Raw genomic sequence first — 20,164 nt, 5'->3', positions numbered from 1 at the left:
ACCTATTCTAAAGGTCTTACTCACTGTAAAGCAAGAACGCGTTCTGAAATTGGTTTTGTTTTAGCTTTTCTAAAACAGCCTGTGCTTCTGCGGCATCTTTTATTGGACCAAGACGTAATCGATAGATTCCATCTTTTTCAACAATGTTTGTTGGCACATGATATTGCTGACGAAGTTGAAACGCGAGCGCCTCAACATTAGCAAGAGTACTTCCCGCTGCAACCTGAATGTAGCTTAAACGAGGGGCAGAATTTGCAAGGGTAACAGCCTCAACCTTAACACGGGCTGTACCTTGTCGGTAATAACCCAATTTATAGGCCGCAGAATAAGATAAATCGATAATCCGATCTTCATGAAACGGTCCTCGGTCATTAACACGAACAATCACTGATTTACCGTTATCTAAATTTGTTACTCTGGCATAGCTTGGTAGAGGGAGTGTTTTATGAGCTGCTGTCATTGCAAACATATCGTAGACTTCACCGTTTGAGGTGTGATAATTATGAAATTTTCGGCCATACCATGAAGCGATGCCTTCTTCTGCATAGCCTGTTTCATCAAGCATTGGCGTGTAGCGTTTACCACGAACTTCGTAAGGGCGACTGGCGCTGGCACTTTTAACAACAGGGGTAACTATCGCATCTTGCATTTCAAGTTCGGTCGGTTTACGAAGCGGCGCAGCATCATGCTCCATAGCATAGCGACCTTGCTGCGAAGAACTACATGCTGCTAGCAGCATTGAGAATAACGCTATTAATAAGAAATTGACTCGCTGTGTCATTATTTTAAAAGCATCCTTTTATCGGTGGCGATCGACATAATAATGCCAAACCCAGCCATTAAGGTCACCATTGAGGTGCCACCATAACTTATCAGAGGTAACGGAACGCCTACAACAGGCAGTAACCCAGATACCATACCAATATTTACAAATACATAAACAAAGAAGGTAAGGGTTAATGCACCGGCAAGAAGTTTACCAAAAGCATCTTGCGCGTTTACCGCAATATACAAGCCACGACCAATAATAAACAAGTACATACACAGCAATAAACAAACCCCAAAAAGGCCAAACTCTTCGCTTAGAACAGAAAAGATAAAATCGGTGTGACGTTCGGGTAAAAACTCTAATTGCGATTGAGTACCTTGTAACCAGCCTTTACCTTCAATTCCTCCGGAGCCTATAGCAATTTTCGATTGAATAATGTGATACCCAGAGCCAAGGGGATCACTTTCTGGGTCCAAAAAGGTAAGTACTCGCTGCTTTTGATAATCTAGCATAACATAATGCCAAAATGGCCAAGCTGCTAATGCCACTGAGGCTGATAAAAAGCCAATTAAGCGCCAACTAAGCCCAGATAAAAACAATACAAATATACCTGAACTAGCTATCAAAATAGAGGTACCGAGATCGGGTTGTTCTTTAATTAAAATGGTTGGCACCATCACTATGGCAAAACCAATAATTAAATGCAGTGGACGAGGGGGAAGATGATTGCGACCAATATACCAAGCAACCATCATAGGCACAGCAATTTTCATTAATTCTGATGGTTGGAAACGGGTTACACCTAGGTCAAGCCAGCGCTGCGCTCCTTTTGAGCTAACCCCAAATAATAACACTCCTACCAGCATTAGTAGCCCCACGCAGTAAAGCGGAATTACCATGCTTTTTAAAGTATTAGGCGAAAACTGAGCGAGAATGAACATACCGAGAATAGCGCCAAACATACGCGTTGCATGGCGTATCATCATTGCAGAGTCTTGGCCACTGGCGCTGTATACAATCGCTAAACTTGCAACCATCATAGCCAAAAGGGCTACAAGTAGCGGTAAATCGAGGTGTAGACGCTGCCAAATTGAGCGCTTTTTATTTAATGGGATCATGGCGCGTCACTTTGGGTAATTTGAATTGGGTTAGCTGAGAAGTAGTAATCCATTAATTGACGAGCAATAGGAGCTCCAACCGTACTACCACCACCAGTGTTTTCTACAACTACAGAGACAACAATCTGCGGGTCGTTATAAGGTGCAAAACCAACATAGATAGCGTTATCTCGTTGACGCTCTTTTAGCGACTTAGCGTCGTAACGTTCACCTTGTGCGATACTTACCACCTGCGCAGTACCTGTTTTGCCAGCAGGATCGTAACTTGCCCCTCTAAATGCTTTATGTGCAGTACCAGTGACTTTGTGCACTGTATTATGCATAGCATCGAGAGCAATTTGCCAATGATGAGGATTTTTTAGTTCCACTGGGGGCTTTTCGTCATTGTTTATTTGCGTTACTTCATTTTCTTTTTTGGCTACTTGCACAAGATGTGGTGGATGATCGAGTCCACGGTTTACCAATATATTGGTTGCGTTAGCAATTTGCATTGGTGTGGCAGTCCAGTAACCTTGCCCGATCCCCACTGAAATTGTATCGCCACGCCACCAAGACTCTCTAAAGCGACCTTCTTTCCACTCTTTAGATGGCATTATTGCAGAAGTTTCTTCATGGATATCAATACCAGATAACTCACCAAATCCAAATTGATACATAAAATCACTGATTTTAGTAATGCCTAAACGATACGCAACGTCGTAAAAGTAGGTATCGCAAGACTCTTCAATGGCTTTGTAAACATCAACATGACCATGACCCCAACGCCTCCAGTCACGCCATTTGTGATCGACATTTGGAATCTGAAAAAAGCCCGGATCCCACATTTGTGTTTGCTCGGTAACGAGGCCTTCCTCAAGCGCTAAAATAGCCATGAGAGGTTTTACTGTCGATGCTGGTGCGTAACGACCCTGTGTAGTTCGGTTTATAAGTGGCCGGTCCGGGTTGAGCAGCTTTTTGTAGTCGGTACTACTGATCCCATGTACAAATAAGTTCGGATCATAACTGGGGTTTGAATACAGAGCTAATACGCCGCCATCTTTTGCATCAAGTACGACAACGGCACCACGCATATCTTTTAGAGCATGCTGGGCTATTTGTTGCAGGCCAATATCCAGGGTGAGTACTAAATCATGACCTGGTTCAGGTGGAGTAAGGCTCAATGTACGAATAACTCGGCCACGGTTATTCACTTCAACACGCTGTGAACCCACCATGCCATGCAGGAGCTCTTCATAATATTTCTCAATACCAAGCTTCCCAATGTCGTGAGTTGCACGGTAATTAGTAGCTTGATCTTCTGCTTCAAGCTTAATGAGTTCTTTTTTGTTGAGTTTGGCAACATAACCTAAGGCATGGGTGAGGGTATCACCATAGGGGTAAAAACGAGCTAACCGAGCTTCGATGCTAAAACCAGGGAATTTATGCTGATTAACAGAGAACTTTGCTACCTCAGTCTCGTCTAGACGGGCCTTTAATACTTGGCTTTTGAAACGGCGATTGTGCTTAATATCATCTAAAAAGTCGGCCTTTTGTTGCTCACTAATTTCGATGATCTGTTTTACTTCTGTTAGAGCTTTATCAAGATCGTCAACTTCTTCAGGGATCACTTCAAGATTGTAAACAGGTTTGTTCTCAGCCAATAATACGCCATTTCTGTCGTAAATGAGCCCTCGGTTAGGAGCAATAGGAATGACCTTGATTCGGTTATCGTTCGAACGTGTTTGATAATCTTGATGATCAATAACTTGGATGTTGTACAGGTTAGATAGCAACACACCAATTAACAATGTAACAAACACAAAGCCCACAAAGGCACGGCGAGCAAATAAGTTTGCCTCAGCCGAGTGGTCTCTAATCGTGGGTCTGTGTTTTCGCATTGGTTTTACTACTCGCGATGATAAGGGTGGTTGTTATTCAAGCTCCAGCCTCGGTATAGGCTTTCTGCAACAATAATGCGCACCAATGGGTGCGGTAGTGTAAGGTTTGATAATGACCACTTTTGCTCAGAGGCTGCGATACACTCTGGTGCTAAACCTTCGGGTCCACCAATCAACAAGCTGACATCACGACCATCAAGCTGCCATTTTTCCATGCTTTTCGCCAACTGGTGGGTATCCATGGGTTTACCCGTTACTTCAAGAGTAACAATACGGTTACCTTTAGGAATAGCTGCAAGGGTCTTTTCACCTTCAAGTTGTAAAATACGTTTGATATCAGCATTTTTACCACGTTTACCAGCGGGGATTTCAATAAGCTCAAGCGGCATATCACGCGGAAAGCGACGTTGGTATTCTGTGAATCCGGTTTCAACCCATGCTGGCATTTTGGTGCCAACAGCAATCAATTGTATTTTCAAAATGGTTACCTATGTCCTTGCTAAGGGTTAGCCCCAAAGTTTTTCTAGATCATAGAAGTCGCGAGTTTGGTCTTGCATTACGTGCACAACCACATCACCTAGATCAACCAGCACCCATTCGCCTTCGTTTTGGCCTTCGTAACCGAGAGGCTCTTCTCCAGCATGGCGTGCTTCTTTAGCAACGTGATCCGCAATAGATTGTACGTGGCGTTTAGAGTTTCCTGAGCATACTAATAAATAATCAGTAATATCAGACTTACCACGAACATCAAGTTGCACCACATCACGGGCTTTCATATCGTCGACTTTATCAAGGGCAAATGCGAGTAGTTGTTTAGAATCCAAAGTGTTATCTCAAAAATAAATAATCTTAATTTGTTATTTTATCACGCAGACAGTATTTATTCATCTGTTTGGTAAAGATGATGCTGCGCAATGTATTGACTTACCGTGGTAGGTAAAAGTTCCGCTATATTATCATTTAAATGCAGCTTTTTTCTGATTTCGCTTGAGGCAGCATTAACTTGTAAGCCATCTAAAAAGAATAACTTACCTGCATGGGTTTGTTGCAGTTGGCTGAGCTGCTCAGTAAAAGCATTTTCTTTATAAACCGCTAACTCACCACTTACTTGACAGTGTTGACCCGGACGTTGATAAACAACGATATGGCATAGTTCGACAATTTCTTGCCATTTAAACCACTTGTCTAGGCTATTGAATGAGTCCATGCCGATTAAAAACATAATCGGTGAAGACGGATTTTCTGCACGAAGCTCTTTTAAGCTCAGTAGCGAATAAGATGCACCTTCTCTATTTAACTCTCGATAATCAATAGCAAAATGTGGGTTGTTTTCAATCGCGAGTTTCAGCATGTTAATTCGATGCTCATCACTTATTCCTGGCTTAGCTTTGTGAGCGGGAATAGCGCAAGGCATGAAGTAAAGGGTATCAAGTTGACACTGCTGAACGCATTGCTGGGCCATATTAATATGACCTAAGTGAATCGGGTCAAAGGTGCCACCGAAAATAGCAATCATGAATTGTCACTCTTAGTCGAAGACTGGGTGGCAAGGTAAAGGTATTGCCACTGGTTGGCAAAACATTAAGCATATGTGCATTAATGCTTGGTAGGGAGCTACGAGGTTCCCTTGTTTATAAGCTGCATCAAACTGAGCTAACTGAACTGTAATTTGTTCGAGTACTTTAATATTTAAGCGGTTTAAGGCTTGTTGAACAATCGCTTGTTGATTTTTCCAAATATTAAATTGCTTGTATAAATCAGCCATGTTGGCACCATTTAAGCGCCCATGTTGCATCGCCAGTAAATTTGCAGCTTCTTTGTTAATAGCCCAAAAAATACTCATTGCTTCGGTATTATCAGCGGCAAGTTTAGTCATTACTTTAACGGCTTGCTTGGCTTGGCCATTTAATAGAGCATCACTTAAGTCAAAAATATCAAACTTAGACTGGTTAAGCAGTCCTTGCATTACGGCTTGTTGGTCAATTAGCTCACTGCCGTAGAGTAAAGACAGTTTTTCTAGCTCTTGATGACAGGCAAGTAAATTACCTTCTGTGGCATCAATCAAGCTTTGTTTAGCATTGTTATGAAGGTTCAAGTTTAAACGGTAACATTGCTCATCCAACCAACGACTTAGGTGATTACCTGTGAGGGGATAACAAGGAACGAATAAGCCTTGTTTATCTAAGGCCTTAAACCAAGCACTGCGTTGAATATCTTGGCTGGCTTTGGCACCTTTTAAAACCAAAATAGTATCGGGATTAGCAAGCTCAACAAGTTGTTTAAAGATTTGGCTGCCTTGAGTACCTGGTTTTTGCTCGTTTAAATCAAACTCAATTAAGGTACGAGCACTAAACAGCGACATACTCTGGTATTGAGCAACAATTTCTTGCCAATCAAAACCTGGCATTAAGGTAAATTTAATGACCTCGTCAAAGCCTTGCTGTTTAGCAGCTTGGCGAATTTGCATGACACACTGTTCAATTTGAAAAGGCTCTTCACCAAAGACCATGTAAAAAGGCGCTAGGCCTTTTTTTAACTGGCTCGGAAGTTGGTTTGCATAACAACGCATTAGAGTTGTGATAACTCACGAACGATACGGCGACTCGCTTGTTTACGAATTTCGTTTAATAGTAAATCAAGTTCTTTTGCCTTTGCAAGGGCATTGTCAGGGTCGTCTTGGTAGTTACGATACAGCTCAAAGCTTTGATTTATGGCTTTTTGACCTGGTCGCTTTAGGGTATAGCTTACACTATAGGCAAGTTCATATTCAGCAACCTGACCATTATCAAATAATGACAATATTTGACGCTCTAGACGGTCTTTGTGGATGATTAACTCAGGGTATAGGCTGTCACTTTCGTTTAGCTTTACTTGACTAGCAATAAGCTCTTTTTCAACTAATTCGAATAGCGCTGATTTTTCATCATCACCAGCAAGGGTGATCACTTTCAAGTCTTCAGGCAAATTAGAGGCTTTCTTTAAGTGAAAGCCACAACTTGTTAGTAGTAAACAGACTAGCGCAAGGGCTAGTCCGTTTTTCAGTGCTTGAAGCGCTGCCATCTTAATTAGCAACCACGTTAAGTAGTTTGCCAGGTACGTAAATCACTTTACGGATGGTTACGCCATCAGTGAACTTAGTCACGTTTTCTTCAGCAAATGCTAGCGTTTCAACTTGCTCTTTCGTTGCATCTGCAGGCACTGTTAACTTAGCACGTAGCTTACCGTTAACCTGTACAATGATTAGCTTCTCATCTTCAACAAGTGCTGATTCATCAACCTTTGGCCATGCTGCATCTAAGATGTCGCCTTCTTTGCCAAGGTCTTGCCATAACTGGTGGCACATATGCGGCGTGATAGGCGCAAGCATGATAAGCAATGCTTCAAGAGCTTCGTTAGCAATAGCTACATCTTGCTTATCTGCAAGTGGTGCTTTTAATAATTTGTTAGAGATTTCCATGATTGCTGCAATCGCGGTGTTGAATGTTTGACGACGTTCAACGTCATCAGTGACTTTTGCAATTGCTTTATGAAGCTCACGACGTAGTACTTTTTGGTCGTTGTTTAATGCTGACTTATCAAGCGCTTGGTAGCCTACTGTTTCTACATCAACAGCGTATTTCCAAATACGTTTTAAGAAACGCATTGCACCTTCAACACCTGAATCAGACCATTCAAGAGTTTGCTCTGGTGGTGCTGTAAACATCATGAATAAACGAACTGTATCTGCACCGTACTCGGCAATAACTTGTTGTGGGTCGATACCGTTGTTTTTCGATTTCGACATTTTGCTCATGCCTGCAGAGAATACCGGCTCGCCATCTTCTTTGTGCCACGCTTTAACAACACGACCTTTGTCGTCTGTTTCAGTTTGTACGTCTGTTGGTGAAATCCAGATATCACCGCCTTTCTCATCTTTACGATAGAAAGTATCAGCTAGTACCATGCCTTGACATAATAAGCGCTCAAATGGCTCATCTGAGTTTACTAAACCAAAGTCACGTAATAATTTGTGGAAGAAACGCGAGTAAAGTAAGTGCAAGATCGCATGCTCAATACCACCAATGTATTGGTTTACTGGTAACCAGTAATTTGCGGCACCTGGCTCAATCATACCTTCGTCAAAACGAGGGCTACAGTAACGCGCGTAATACCATGATGATTCCATAAAGGTATCGAAGGTATCTGTTTCGTGGAATGCAGGCGCGCCATTTACAGTTGTTTTAGCCCACTCAGGGTCAGCTTTGATTGGCGAAGTAACACCATTCATTACTACGTCTTCTGGTAAGCGAACTGGTAGCATGTCTTCAGTTGCTGCAAGCTCATCACCATTTTCGTCGCTAAGCATTGGGATTGGAGAACCCCAGTAACGCTGACGGCTAACACCCCAGTCACGGAGACGGAAGTTAACTTTACGCTCACCGACACCAAGTGCTTCTAGTTTGTCTGCAACCGCATTAAACGCTGCTTCAAACTCAAGACCATCGAACTCACCTGAGTTAACTAACACGCCTTTTTCTGTGTAAGCTTGGTTGTCTAAATCAACCGTTTCTTCAGAACCTGCAGCTGGTGCGATAACTTGAGTGATCTCAAGGCCATAAGCTGATGCGAACTCGTAGTCACGTTGGTCATGTGCAGGAACAGCCATTACAGCGCCTGAGCCGTAATCCATTAATACAAAGTTAGCAACCCAAATTGGTACTTGCTTACCTGTTAATGGGTGAATCGCATAAAAGCCAGTAGCAATGCCTTTTTTGTCCATGGTTGCCATGTCTGCTTCAGCGATTTTCGTGTTTTTACACTCATCAACAAACATTGCCACAGCATCGCTGTTTTTAGCGGCTTCTTGTGCAATTGGGTGACCTGCTGCAACAGCAACATACGTCACACCCATGAAGGTATCAGGGCGCGTTGTATAAACACTGAATGTATCGTCGTTATCAGCACGCTTGAATTCGATTTCTAAGCCTTCAGAACGACCAATCCAGTTGCGTTGCATGGTTTTAACTTGCTCAGGCCAGTGATCTAGTTTGTCTAAATCATCTAATAATTCTTGTGCGTAATCAGTGATTTTGATAAACCATTGTGGAATTTCTTTTTGCTCAACAATGGCACCTGAACGCCAACCACGACCATCAATTACTTGCTCGTTCGCTAGTACTGTTTGGTCAACTGGATCCCAGTTTACTGTTGACATCTTTTTGTATACTAAGCCTTTTTCGTAAAGCTTAGTGAAGAACCACTGTTCCCACTTATAATATTCTGGATGACATGTTGCGATTTCACGATCCCAATCATAACCAAAGCCAAGTTGCTTTAACTGATCGCGCATGTAATCGATGTTTTCGTAAGTCCACTTAGCAGGTGCGGTGTTGTTTTTGATTGCCGCGTTTTCAGCAGGAAGACCAAACGCATCCCAACCCATTGGTTGCATTACGTTTTTGCCTTGCAAGCGTTGGAAGCGAGATACTACGTCACCAATGGTGTAGTTACGAACGTGACCCATGTGGAGTCGGCCGCTTGGGTATGGGAACATCGATAGGCAGTAATACTTTTCTTTGCTCTCATCTTCAGTGACTTTAAATACTTGGTTTTCTTCCCAGTAGGCTTGTACTTTTGACTCTATGTCTTGCGGGTTATATTGCTCTTGCATCTACGATTCCAGACTTCTTGCAAATTAATAAAAAATTGTCGATAAGGATAACCCAAAATACATGCTAATCACAGCGGCAAATAGGCGCTTTTATTAATTTTCCAATGAAATATATTTTCAGGACAGGTTAACCTATACTCAACTAGTATAACGATTGATTTTTCATCACTTTTGAAGGAGTAAACGATGGCAGATTATAAATCTTGGCTTAGTGATTTGAGTGCTTGGCTTAAAGACGTAAAAGAGAATGAGCTAAAAGATGCAATGGAGAAATTTGTTGAGTCAGAGCAGGCACTTAAAGATTTAGGTCAAGAAAAGCTATATCAGTATCGTGACTATTTAAAGCGCGATATCGACCATATCAAAGAAAACGACAGTCATTATGACTCACTCGCTTGGCTAGAGCTCAAAGAGTCTCTTTGGTACGAATTGTCGCATATCGAAGATAAAACCCAGCTTGAATGGCAAGCATTAAACCAAGATTTTAAACACAATGGTGTGTATCAAGAAGGAGAATGGATAGCCATGGGCACATTAGTATGTAAAAATTGTCAGCATAGTTACGATGTTTACCATGCTACGCAAATTACTCCTTGTACTGAATGTGGCGGTATTTATTTTCGCCGTAAGGCATTACAACCTTAATCAGTGACGCAGGCTTGTGCTGGGCGTTACCTATAATGCCCAGTCAAAACTGGGAAATAAGAAGTTAGAATGACAAAAAAACTAATCCCTCTACCTGTTTCTGCGTTAGCACCTGAGATTGCTGCAAGCCATGTTGCCACTTGCATGCAAAACCCATATCCAGAAGCCTTACCATTTATTGGCCAGCAACGTGCACAAAGTGCCCTCGACTTTTCATTGGGGATGGAATTACCTGGATATAATGTTTATGTAATGGGTGAAGCGGCGCACGGACGTTACACCTTAGTAAAAGACAAGCTCACAGCCCATTCAAAAGACCGCCCAACGCCTAATGAGTGGTTGTACGTTAATAACTATGAAGACCACCGCGAGCCTATTGCGTTATTTATGCAAGCTGGTCAATCAAAACAGTTAGCAGACGATATTGATTCTTTCATTGATGAAGTACTCGATACATTCCCCGCTGCTTTTGATAATCCTGGTTATCAACGTAAGAAAAAATCAATTGACCGTGAGTTTACCGATACTTACGATGCGGCAATTACATCAGTCGAAATTGCTGCTCTTGAGCAAAGTGTGGCTCTGATTGAAGAAAATGGCGTCGTTGGCTTTGCGCCTTTGGTTAACGGTAAACAACTGAGTGACAGTGAATTTGCAGCCCTTGAAGAGCCATTGCGTATTGAGTTTTATGAGGTCATTGAAAAACTTGAAGATGCATTAATCGAAGCACTGATTGAGCTGCCTCGCTGGAAGCGTGAGTCATCTGAGAAACTGCGTAACCTTAAAAAATCAACTGCAGAGCTTGCCACTAAACCACTAATTAAAGCCCTTGAACACAAATATGCCACGCATATTGGTGTGTTACGTTACTTAAAAGACATTCGTGAAGAAATCATTGATGCAGTGCTTGAGTGGCTCGACGACGATGAAAACGACGAAAATAAAGAAGACTTTGACCGTAAAGGGATGCTCACAGACTTCTTTGCGCCAAATATCTTAGTAGAATACAAAGAAGATGATGCAGCGCCTGTGGTGTATGAGCCAAATCCAACGTTTGGTAATATCTTCGGAAAAATTGAATATGCGACTTCGCAAGGCTCTTTAATCACCAGTTACCGTTCAATACAACCAGGTGCATTGCACCGTGCTAATGGTGGTTATTTGATTATGGATGCAGAGAAAGTTATGTCTAACCCACAAGTGTGGGATGGCCTTAAGTTATCTTTAAAAACGCATCAAATCAAAAACGACTTACCTTATCAAGACAGCTCTGTGGGGAGTAGCTTTACATTACGTCCGCAGCTTATTCCCCTTGATGTAAAAATAGTGCTGCTAGGCTCACGGGAGCTCTATTACACAATAGGTGAATATGACGAAGAGTTTGCTGAGTTATTTCGTGTACTCGCTGATTTTGATTACTATTTGCCAAGCAGTGACAAACTGCAATATCAGTTCATTACCAAGGTCACTGAATATTGTCAGCAGACACTTAATTGCACAGTAAATGAAGCAGCGATGGCGAGGTTATTAAAATTTAGTTATCGTCAAGCTGAACATCATAACAAGCTCTCAGCTCGTTTTGCTGATGTATTAGAATTAGTGGCAGAAGCCAGTTTTTATGCCAAGCAAGATGGGCAAACTGTGATTGATGCTCATCACATCGATGAAGCTATTGTAGGTAAGCAATATCGCACCGGGCAAATTTCAGAAACCATGTTGAGTGATATCAAAGAGGGGCAAATTTTAATTGCTACTGAAGGTCACGCCGTGGGCAAAGTGAATGGCTTAACCGTGCTGCACATTGGTGATACTTCATTTGGTACCCCTGCACGTATTACCGCCACTGTGTACGCAGGTGCAGATGGCGTTATTGACGTTGAACGTGAAGCCGAGCTGGGTAAAGCAATTCATTCAAAAGGGGTGATGCTATTAACCGGTTACTTAGGTAATAAATATGCTCAGCAATTTAGCCTAACGCTCAGTGCCAATATCGCAATCGAGCAAAGCTATGGTTACATTGATGGTGATAGCGCTTCATTAGCAGAGCTTTGCGCGCTAATATCGGCAATTACTAATTTACCTATTAGCCAATCTATCGCGCTTACAGGCTCAATTAACCAGCATGGAGACGTGCAATCAATCGGTGGCGTCAACGAGAAAATAGAAGGCTTCTTTAAGCTTTGTAAAATGCGTGGCTTAACTGGTGAGCAAGGGGTGATTATTCCTAAATCAAATCAAGTCAATTTAGTGCTTGATGACGAAGTGCTCGATGCGGTAGAAAAAGGACGCTTTAACATTTATGCCGTTGAAACAGTTGATCAAGCACTGAGTTTATTAATGGATAAAGACGCAGGCGAAATGACACCACAAGGTTATCCTGATGGCTCAATAAATGCCCTAGCATTAGCAAGGCTTGCCAATATTGCTGATATCGTTAATGGCGATAATGATGATGAGAAGGACGCAGAATGATTAATTTAATACTTTTACTAATCATTGGTATTTTTTGCTTTTTAATTTTTAAAAATAGTAAAAAGGCGAAGCTACAAGCCCTTGAAAATGAAAAACTAGCAGCGGACTTTTTAGCGAACAATAGTAAAGCCGACGATGTTCATGAAACAGCATCTGGGTTGCAATACAAAATTGAGCAAAGTTCAGGGAATGACACAAAGCCAAGTGCAACCAGTAAAGTAAAGGTTCACTATCATGGTACGCTTATGGATGGCAGTGTTTTTGACAGCTCAGTGGTAAGAAATTCGCCAATCAGCTTTGGTTTAAATCAAGTGATTGCGGGCTGGACCGAAGGCTTACAACTCATGAGCGAGGGAGATAAATTTACCTTTTATATCCCGCCTCAGCTTGCGTACGGCCGTAAACGCGTAGGCAGTATTCCAGCAGGTTCATTGCTGATATTTGATGTAGAGTTGATAAAGATAGAATCTTAAATTTAATCTGCAATAGTACTTGTTCACTTAGTTAAGCGAATGAGTATAAAACACAAAAAAGGCTTCATAATGAAGCCTTTTATTTTGTTATTTTTTGAGTCTTAAAATCAAACCAACAGTACTGAGTAATATGACTACGGCCCATACTGGCCAATTACCATATTGGCTGTAAATACTATCACCTTTAATTAAAGTGATATTGGCTTCGAGTACATCCGCTTTAAATTGCGGCATAGCTAATTGTGATTTAGCGATAGGGTCGTAAACGGCGCTAATACCATTGTTAGTAACTCGAATTAACGGGCGCTGTAATTCTAGGGCGCGCATACGCGCTATTTGCATATGCTGATGTGGGCCATGAGAGTCTCCAAACCACGCATCATTACTAACCGTAAATAAGATATCAGAATCGCTGCGATAATTACCACGAACCAACTCAGAAAAAGCAATTTCATAGCATATAGCAGGTAAAATGTTTAAACCATTTGCGCGTAAATTGTTTTGCACTTCATCACCACGGGTGAAAGATGACATCGGCAAGTCAAACAGTGGTGCGATTGGGCGCAGAAAATCTTGAAACGGCACAAACTCACCAATGGGTAATAACTGATGCTTTTGGTAGCGGTTTTTACCTAAATACTGATAATCACCCTCACTGTCTTCTTGTTCTTTTTTACCCAGCACAATCAAAGTATTAAAAATGTTACGCGTGTCGTATTGGTAATCGACGATGCCGGTAATAAGTGCAGTGTTATTAAACGTTGCAGCACTATTGAGGCCTGTTAAATACTCGGTTGATAATGCTTCAAGCTCGGGGACTGCTGCCTCTGGCCAGACAATTAAATCTGCATTCCAATGTAGGCGAGTCATATCTTGGTATTTGCTCATCGTCGTCCAAAACTCAGACGGCTCAAAGCGAAGATGCTGTTTAATATTACCCTGCACCATTACAGTTTTAATAGTTTTGTCTTGGTAGTGAAGCTGATTGCTGTTTGCAATCGTATATAAGCCTGCTAAAAGAGCCACAGAGGCGATAAGTGGTTTAGTATCTTTGTATGCTATACGATATAAGGCAAACGCAATTAACATGCATACAAGCGTGATACCGAACTCGCCAATTACGGGCGCTAAGAAATTAAGTGGGCTGTCTGTTTGCGTGTAACCAAAGCTAAGCCAAGGAAAGCCTGTCAGCAATGTGCCACGTAAGTACTCTGTGGTTGCTATAGCGGCTAGTAACCAACAGATAAAGCTATATGGGCCTTTAGCAAGGCGTGTAGTCAGCCAAGCGGCTAATGCAGGATACAGAGCTAAATAAGCACATAGCAGCACCATTAATGATAGTGATGCTATTAACGGCATACCACCAAAGGTCGCTATTGATACATGAACCCAACTTATGCCCGCGCCAAACCAGCCTAAACCAAATATAAAGCCATATTTAGTACTTTGTTTAGCAGCTAATTTACCGTTTGCGAGTGGGTTTATGCAGTAGAGCAGGGCACCAAGAGAAAGAAAAGTTATAAACCATAGGTTATAGGGTGCGTAACTTAAGGTTAAAAAGAGGCCCGCAACAAGTGCGAGCCAGGCTTTTTTATCTTTTGCAAGGTGGCTTAGGTTAGTTAGCAGTTTCTTCACTGTCGTTATCATCAGCCTTTGGAATGGTGACTTGCAATTGTAAGATGCGGCGGTTATCTGAGTTAGTGACTTTAAAGTGTAAGCCTTCTACTTCGATGGTTTCACCACGGCTTGGCATATGGCCAAATGCATGTAAAACAATACCACCTATGGTGTCAGCATCAGAGGTGCTGTAACCGGTTTTAAAATATTCGTTAAAGTCATCAACTTCAGTCAGTGCTTGCACAGCGTAAACGTGCTTTGCAACTTGGCGAATATCTTGTAGGTCTTCACTTTCATCGTGCTCGTCTTCGATTTCACCAACGATGATTTCAAGAATATCTTCGATAGTTACAAGACCAGACACACCACCATACTCATCAATAACGATAGCCATGTGGTAACGTTGTTGACGAAACTCATTTAGGAGCGTGTCAACACGTTTACTCTCAGGCACTACAACCGCAGGGCGTAAATATTCACGTAATGAAGGTAGTTGATCATCTTTATTGATGATCAGTGGTAATAAATCTTTTGCTAATAAAATACCTTCAACATGGTCTTTGTCTTCACACACCACTGGAAAGCGTGAATGTGTTGAATCAACCATCATAGGCAATAGTTCTTCTAAAGGTGTATCAACCTCTAAGGTCACCATTTGCGAGCGTGGGATCATGATGTCACGCACTTTTAGCTCTGATACACCTAGTACCCCTTCAATCATGTCTTTGGTTTCAGGGTCGATAAGGTCGCGTTCTTGCGCATCGGCAATTACTTCTACCAGCTCTTCTCTATTCTGGGGTTCCCCTTGCAACATTTGGGCTATGCGGCCCAGCCACGTTTTGCCAGAAGAACCCTGGCTAGTTTGCGAGTTGTCGTCGCTCATTGCGTCTAATTGCTCCGTTAATTTAAATATCGTCTCGATATGGGTCAGCGATGTTCAGATCGGCAAGTAATTGCTTTTCTATGCTTTCCATTTCAAGTGCATCTTCGTCCTTTATATGGTCAAATCCAAGTAAATGCAAGCATCCATGGATAACCATATGGGCAAAATGGTCGTGAAAGGTCTTTTCTTGCTCAATTGATTCGGCTAAAACAATGGCCGGACAAATGATTAAATCACCTACTAAAGGTAACTCAATGCCCGGTGGTGCTTCAAATGGAAAAGATAAGACATTAGTCGGTTTATCTTTGCCGCGGTAATCATTGTTGAGCTGCTGGCTTTGCGCTTCATCACTGATCACTATGGTCAGCTCTGCATCTTCACGGTAATTGCTAAGGGCTTTGTCAGCCCACAGCTGGAATTGTTCAAAGCTTGGTAAGTCGTCAAACTCACAGGCTATTTGTAAATCTAATTCGGTCACGAGTTTGCTTCTTGTTGGTTTGCTTGCGCTTCTTTGGCACGTTGTTTCTCTGCACGTTTTAAACGCTCTGCTTCATCGTTGCGCTCATAAGCTTCAACGATACGGGCAACAACCGGATGGCGCACCACATCGTGTGATTGGAAGAAGTTAAAGCTAATTTCATCTACACCGTTTAATACTTCGATGGCATGGCGAAGACCTGAACGAGCACCACGGGGTAAATCGACTTGTGTAATATCACCAGTAATTACCGCTTTTGAGTTAAAGCCAATACGGGTTAAGAACATTTTCATTTGTTCTGCTGTGGTGTTTTGGCTTTCATCAAGAATAATAAACGCGTCATTCAGTGTACGACCACGCATGTAGGCAAGGGGCGCTACTTCAATCACGTTTTTCTCAATCAGCTTTTCTACTCGCTCAAAGCCAAGCATTTCAAATAGCGCATCGTATAATGGGCGTAAATAAGGGTCGATTTTTTGGCTTAAGTCACCAGGTAAAAAGCCTAGCTTTTCACCTGCTTCAACTGCAGGGCGGGTTAATAAAATACGGCGAATTTCTTGACGCTCTAAGGCATCAACAGCTGCTGCAACGGCTAAATAAGTTTTACCTGTACCGGCTGGGCCAATACCGAAAGTAATATCGTGATGCAAAATATTAGCAACATACACGCCTTGATTATCATTGCGCGGTTTAATAACGCCACGGCGAGTTTTAATCACCATGTCTTTGCCATATACACCTGGATTTTCATCTTGCTCAAGAGCATTTGATTCGCTAATCGCTAAATGTACGGCTTCAGGTTCAATTTCGCCAATCAGGCCGCGAATAGGTTGAGTTTCAATATAGAGGTTTTTTAGGATCTCAACAGCCGCTGCTGCAAGGTGCAGTTTACCGGTTACTCTGAAGAAATTATCACGGTGTGCTATCTCAACACCAAGGCGGCGTTCAATTTGCTTAATGTTTTCGTCAAACGGACCACATAAAGATGAAAGGCGTTTGTTGTCGGCGGGTTCTAAATAAATCTCTAATGTTTTTAACTGATTACTCAAAATTGCTTCCTATTGATGGGTGCAGGCAGTGCCTGCACCAAGTGTCACCCTAAGGTACGAAAGTAGCAACGCCAATTTCGTTAGGGGCCGCAGCGGCCTCAGCTTCAGCAGCTTTACTTAAAATAGCTGAAGGTGCCACATCACGACGTAAGTTCATTTCTGATTCTGTACGAATTAACTCACCACGTAAAGAGTTTGGCAATGCTTCTGTAATACGTACATCAACGAATTGACCGATCACTGAGTGAGGGCCTTCAAAGTTAACCACACGGTTATTCTCGGTACGGCCACGTAATTCCATAGGATTCTTTTTAGAAGGGCCTTCAACTAGAATACGTTGTTCAGTACCAAACATTTGTCGGCTGATTTGTTGTGCCATTTGCGTAATACGATTCTGTAGAAGGTATAAACGCTCTTTTTTCTCTTGCTCTGTCACATCATCAGGTAAATCAGCAGCAGGAGTACCAGGTCGCGCACTGTAGATAAAGCTGAAGCTCATATCGAAACCAATATCATTAATTAGGTTCATGGTTGCTTCAAAGTCAGCTTTACTTTCGCCAGGGAAACCAATGATGAAGTCAGATGACATGCTTAGGTTAGGGCGAATTTTACGTAGCTTACGGATTGTAGATTTGTACTCAAGTGCAGTGTGACCACGTTTCATTAAATTAAGAATACGGTCTGAACCACTTTGTACTGGTAAGTGTAGGTGATCAACAAGCTCAGGTACGTCTGCATACGCATCAATGATATCTGGCGTAAATTCTACAGGATGCGATGTGGTGTAACGAATACGGTCAATACCGTCAATTGCAGCTACATAACGTAGTAGGTCAGAGAAGTAACAAATCTCACCGTCATGAGTTTCACCGCGATACGCATTTACGTTTTGTCCAAGTAGGTTCACTTCACGAACGCCTTGCTCTGCAAGTTGTGCTACTTCAAGTAATACGTCATCAAGTGGACGGCTTACTTCTTCACCACGCGTATAAGGTACTACGCAGAATGTACAGTATTTAGAGCAACCTTCCATGATTGATACAAACGCAGTAGGGCCTTCCGCTTTTGGCTCAGGTAAACGGTCGAACTTTTCAATCTCAGGGAATGAAACGTCAACTACCGAGCTGCTGTCGCCACTTTGCACTTGCTTAATCATTTCTGGTAAGCGGTGTAATGTTTGCGGGCCAAAGATTACATCAACAAACGGCGCACGTTGACGAATCGAGTCACCTTCTTGCGAGGCAACACAGCCACCAACACCAATGATTAATTCTGGTTTGTCGTCTTTTAACAGTTTCCAACGGCCAAGCTGATGGAATACTTTTTCTTGTGCTTTTTCACGGATTGAACAGGTATTGAGTAAGATCACGTCTGCGTCTTCAGCTTCTTCAGTTAACTGATAGCCGTTAGTCGCATCTAGTAGATCAGCCATCTTCTGAGAGTCGTACTCGTTCATCTGACAACCCCAGGTTTTAATATGCAGCTTTTTACTCATTGAAATATAGCCTCGTTTTCAATTCGGTAGTGACACAAAAATGTGTTAGAAACAGGATTAAGTGGCAGTATGCCGACCTAAAGGACGCGTATTTTAGCTGGATACCCGCACAGATCCAAGTATAGTTTTTATCTTTGTGGTGTGAAATCAAACAAGTTACTGTTTTGAAATTCATAAGCGGTAAATGCACTGACACGCAATATTGAATTACGTTACAATTTGTCGCGTATTTTAATAGCCAAATGAGCGAATATTAAATGAATAAAAATAAGGTAATAATTGTCGGTGGTGGCATGGTCGGCGCTGCTACAGCGGTAACACTGGCTAAACAGGGTAGGGATGTCACCGTCATTGAAAAGCACCTTATCGATGCTGATCACATTCTTAGTTCAGATAAAGTAGATATTCGCATTTCGGCTATTAATCGTTTTTCAGAAAATTTACTCGACGACCTAGGTGCAATGCCGTTACTTAGGCAAAATCGCATCGCGCCTTATCAACAGCTTGAAGCCTACCAGCAGCAAGACGAGAATCTATTGTTTGATTGCAAAGATATTGGCGAAACACATTTAGGTCATTTAATAGAAAATAATTTAATACAAGCCAGTCTTTGGCAACAATTTGCTAAGTACAACATTGAAGTAATAGAACAAACTTCACTAATCACAGATATTAGTCAAACGCCTGATGCAATTACCTTACATTATGGTGATACTAAATATACCGCTGATTTAGTTGTTGCTGCAGATGGCGGACAGTCCCAATTACGTACCAAAGCTGGCTTAGGTGTAACGGGTTGGCAGTACGGCCAACACTGCATGGGGGTTTTAATCAAATTAGATGCGCCGCAGCAAGTAAAAACATGGCAACAATTTACCCCAACCGGACCTGTGGCGTTTTTGCCAATGCAGGCACCGTATGCCAATTTAATTTGCTATCACGACGCTGCGGTATTAAAGCAATGGCATAAACTCTCAAATGAACAACTAAAAGCAAAGCTTATAGAGCACTTTCCTGAGCTACCTGGCGACTTTGAGGTACTTGAACATGCCGTTTTTCCACTTGCACGCCAACATGCTAATGATTATTCACAGGGACGTTTAGTTTTGGTTGGCGATTCGGCTCACACAATTAACCCACTTGCAGGTCAGGGCGTGAACTTAGGTTTTCAGGATGTCGTCGCGTTGGCTGATATTTTGGCAGAACAACAGGATGTTGGTCACCATGATTTATTAAAACGCTATGAGAAAAAACGCCGTCACGCTAATTTACTAATGATGAGTATGATGGATGCGTGTTACTTTGGCTTTTCAAATGAGGTTAAACCACTTAGCTGGGTGCGCAGTAAGTTTTTAAAGCTTGCAAATAATACAGGTCCTGCAAAAAACTGGGTGTTAAAGTATGCTATCAGCGGGACATTAGATTAATACAAATTCGTAATCAATACTAACAAGCGGGTTAATGAAAATTAGCCCGTTTTTTTATGTAGATGTAATCGAGTACAATTTTGAAGAAATTAGAAATTAGAAATTAGAAATTAGAAATTAGAAATTAGAAATTAGAAATTAGAAATTAGAAATTAGAAATTAGAAATTAGAAATTAGAAATTAGAAATTAGAAATTAGAAATTAGAAATTA

Annotated in this window: 18 protein-coding genes; 4 read left to right on the top strand and 14 right to left on the bottom strand. The window is 41.9% G+C overall.

Features of this window, described 5'->3' with window-relative positions:
* Positions 1-16: 16 nt before the first annotated feature.
* The 9 genes from J3455_RS12140 to leuS are packed head-to-tail and all read right to left on the bottom strand — an operon-like array spanning position 17 to position 9,414.
* On the bottom strand, positions 17-781 hold the full coding sequence (locus J3455_RS12140; RefSeq protein ID WP_349561836.1) for a septal ring lytic transglycosylase RlpA family protein: 765 nt from the start codon (positions 779-781) through the stop codon (positions 17-19).
* Positions 781-1,887, bottom strand: a complete 1,107-nt coding sequence (gene rodA, locus J3455_RS12135) for a rod shape-determining protein RodA (protein ID WP_167658325.1) — start codon at positions 1,885-1,887, stop codon at positions 781-783. Before rodA ends, J3455_RS12140 begins: the two co-directional genes overlap by 1 nt.
* A complete protein-coding gene (mrdA, locus tag J3455_RS12130) occupies positions 1,884-3,764 on the bottom strand; it encodes a penicillin-binding protein 2 (RefSeq protein ID WP_130051161.1) in 1,881 nt (626 codons plus the stop codon). The genes rodA and mrdA overlap by 4 nt, the downstream gene beginning before the upstream one ends.
* 8 nt (positions 3,765-3,772) lie before the next feature.
* Positions 3,773-4,243: a 23S rRNA (pseudouridine(1915)-N(3))-methyltransferase RlmH gene (rlmH, locus tag J3455_RS12125; protein ID WP_036967350.1), complete on the bottom strand. Its 471-nt coding sequence runs from the start codon at positions 4,241-4,243 to the stop codon at positions 3,773-3,775.
* A gap of 27 nt (positions 4,244-4,270) precedes the next feature.
* Complete coding sequence (gene rsfS, locus J3455_RS12120) at positions 4,271-4,588, bottom strand: ribosome silencing factor (RefSeq protein WP_130051162.1); 318 nt, start codon at positions 4,586-4,588, stop codon at positions 4,271-4,273.
* A gap of 56 nt (positions 4,589-4,644) precedes the next feature.
* On the bottom strand, positions 4,645-5,280 hold the full coding sequence (gene nadD / locus J3455_RS12115; protein WP_167658324.1) for a nicotinate-nucleotide adenylyltransferase: 636 nt from the start codon (positions 5,278-5,280) through the stop codon (positions 4,645-4,647).
* Positions 5,281-5,292: 12 nt separating this feature from the next.
* On the bottom strand, positions 5,293-6,333 hold the full coding sequence (holA, locus tag J3455_RS12110) for a DNA polymerase III subunit delta (protein ID WP_130051164.1): 1,041 nt from the start codon (positions 6,331-6,333) through the stop codon (positions 5,293-5,295).
* On the bottom strand, positions 6,333-6,824 hold the full coding sequence (locus tag J3455_RS12105) for an LPS-assembly lipoprotein LptE (protein ID WP_130051165.1): 492 nt from the start codon (positions 6,822-6,824) through the stop codon (positions 6,333-6,335). The genes holA and J3455_RS12105 overlap by 1 nt, the downstream gene beginning before the upstream one ends.
* A gap of 1 nt (position 6,825) precedes the next feature.
* Positions 6,826-9,414: a leucine--tRNA ligase gene (gene leuS, locus J3455_RS12100; RefSeq protein WP_178927166.1), complete on the bottom strand. Its 2,589-nt coding sequence runs from the start codon at positions 9,412-9,414 to the stop codon at positions 6,826-6,828.
* A 186-nt stretch (positions 9,415-9,600) separates the two neighbouring features.
* On the opposite strand from leuS, the gene J3455_RS12095 reads away from it, so the two are divergent.
* The 3 genes from J3455_RS12095 to bamJ all read left to right on the top strand — a co-directional run bounded on the left by J3455_RS12095 (position 9,601) and on the right by bamJ (position 13,004).
* Positions 9,601-10,059 (top strand): zinc ribbon-containing protein, encoded by a 459-nt coding sequence (locus J3455_RS12095; protein WP_130051167.1) that lies wholly within the window; start codon positions 9,601-9,603, stop codon positions 10,057-10,059.
* A gap of 69 nt (positions 10,060-10,128) precedes the next feature.
* Positions 10,129-12,531: a Lon protease family protein gene (locus J3455_RS12090; RefSeq protein ID WP_130051168.1), complete on the top strand. Its 2,403-nt coding sequence runs from the start codon at positions 10,129-10,131 to the stop codon at positions 12,529-12,531.
* Positions 12,528-13,004 carry a BamJ family beta-barrel-assembly machinery protein gene (gene bamJ, locus J3455_RS12085; protein ID WP_138619637.1) on the top strand — a complete coding sequence of 159 codons (477 nt, stop codon included), beginning with the start codon at positions 12,528-12,530 and terminating at the stop codon, positions 13,002-13,004. The genes J3455_RS12090 and bamJ overlap by 4 nt, the downstream gene beginning before the upstream one ends.
* Before the next feature lie 87 nt (positions 13,005-13,091).
* Here bamJ and lnt read toward each other — a convergent pair whose 3' ends face one another.
* The 5 genes from lnt to miaB are packed head-to-tail and all read right to left on the bottom strand — an operon-like array spanning position 13,092 to position 18,526.
* The gene (gene lnt, locus J3455_RS12080) at positions 13,092-14,639 is read right to left on the bottom strand and encodes an apolipoprotein N-acyltransferase (RefSeq protein WP_349561832.1); all 1,548 of its coding nucleotides are present in this window, start codon (positions 14,637-14,639) and stop codon (positions 13,092-13,094) included.
* Positions 14,620-15,504 (bottom strand): CNNM family magnesium/cobalt transport protein CorC, encoded by an 885-nt coding sequence (corC, locus tag J3455_RS12075; protein ID WP_130051171.1) that lies wholly within the window; start codon positions 15,502-15,504, stop codon positions 14,620-14,622. Before corC ends, lnt begins: the two co-directional genes overlap by 20 nt.
* 22 nt (positions 15,505-15,526) lie before the next feature.
* Positions 15,527-15,982 carry an rRNA maturation RNase YbeY gene (ybeY, locus tag J3455_RS12070; protein ID WP_054551659.1) on the bottom strand — a complete coding sequence of 152 codons (456 nt, stop codon included), beginning with the start codon at positions 15,980-15,982 and terminating at the stop codon, positions 15,527-15,529.
* The gene (locus J3455_RS12065) at positions 15,979-17,031 is read right to left on the bottom strand and encodes a PhoH family protein (RefSeq protein ID WP_054551658.1); all 1,053 of its coding nucleotides are present in this window, start codon (positions 17,029-17,031) and stop codon (positions 15,979-15,981) included. The genes ybeY and J3455_RS12065 overlap by 4 nt, the downstream gene beginning before the upstream one ends.
* Positions 17,032-17,080: 49 nt before the next feature.
* Positions 17,081-18,526 (bottom strand): tRNA (N6-isopentenyl adenosine(37)-C2)-methylthiotransferase MiaB, encoded by a 1,446-nt coding sequence (gene miaB / locus J3455_RS12060; RefSeq protein ID WP_130051173.1) that lies wholly within the window; start codon positions 18,524-18,526, stop codon positions 17,081-17,083.
* 257 nt (positions 18,527-18,783) lie between these two features.
* Between miaB and J3455_RS12055 the strand changes: the two genes are divergently transcribed.
* On the top strand, positions 18,784-19,953 hold the full coding sequence (locus J3455_RS12055; RefSeq protein WP_130051174.1) for an FAD-dependent oxidoreductase: 1,170 nt from the start codon (positions 18,784-18,786) through the stop codon (positions 19,951-19,953).
* Positions 19,954-20,164: the final 211 nt, after the last annotated feature.

The sequence above is a fragment of the Pseudoalteromonas sp. NFXS39 genome (assembly GCF_040148775.1).
In the GTDB taxonomy this organism is placed as follows: Bacteria; Pseudomonadota; Gammaproteobacteria; order Enterobacterales; family Alteromonadaceae; genus Pseudoalteromonas; species Pseudoalteromonas apostichopi.
The sequence above is the reverse complement of the archived record's forward strand: the minus strand, read 5'-3'. Positions and strand labels throughout refer to the sequence as shown.

Coding starts and splice junctions, on each gene's coding strand:
- J3455_RS12095 (WP_130051167.1), top strand. CDS start 9,601: ATGGCAGATTATAAATCTTGGCTTAGTGATTTGAGTGCTTGGCTTAAA.
- bamJ (WP_138619637.1), top strand. CDS start 12,528: ATGATTAATTTAATACTTTTACTAATCATTGGTATTTTTTGCTTTTTA.
- J3455_RS12055 (WP_130051174.1), top strand. CDS start 18,784: ATGAATAAAAATAAGGTAATAATTGTCGGTGGTGGCATGGTCGGCGCT.
- J3455_RS12140 (WP_349561836.1), bottom strand. CDS start 781: ATGACACAGCGAGTCAATTTCTTATTAATAGCGTTATTCTCAATGCTG.
- holA (WP_130051164.1), bottom strand. CDS start 6,333: ATGCGTTGTTATGCAAACCAACTTCCGAGCCAGTTAAAAAAAGGCCTA.
- J3455_RS12105 (WP_130051165.1), bottom strand. CDS start 6,824: ATGGCAGCGCTTCAAGCACTGAAAAACGGACTAGCCCTTGCGCTAGTC.
- J3455_RS12090 (WP_130051168.1), top strand. CDS start 10,129: ATGACAAAAAAACTAATCCCTCTACCTGTTTCTGCGTTAGCACCTGAG.
- leuS (WP_178927166.1), bottom strand. CDS start 9,414: ATGCAAGAGCAATATAACCCGCAAGACATAGAGTCAAAAGTACAAGCC.
- corC (WP_130051171.1), bottom strand. CDS start 15,504: ATGAGCGACGACAACTCGCAAACTAGCCAGGGTTCTTCTGGCAAAACG.
- nadD (WP_167658324.1), bottom strand. CDS start 5,280: ATGATTGCTATTTTCGGTGGCACCTTTGACCCGATTCACTTAGGTCAT.
- mrdA (WP_130051161.1), bottom strand. CDS start 3,764: ATGCGAAAACACAGACCCACGATTAGAGACCACTCGGCTGAGGCAAAC.
- miaB (WP_130051173.1), bottom strand. CDS start 18,526: ATGAGTAAAAAGCTGCATATTAAAACCTGGGGTTGTCAGATGAACGAG.
- rodA (WP_167658325.1), bottom strand. CDS start 1,887: ATGATCCCATTAAATAAAAAGCGCTCAATTTGGCAGCGTCTACACCTC.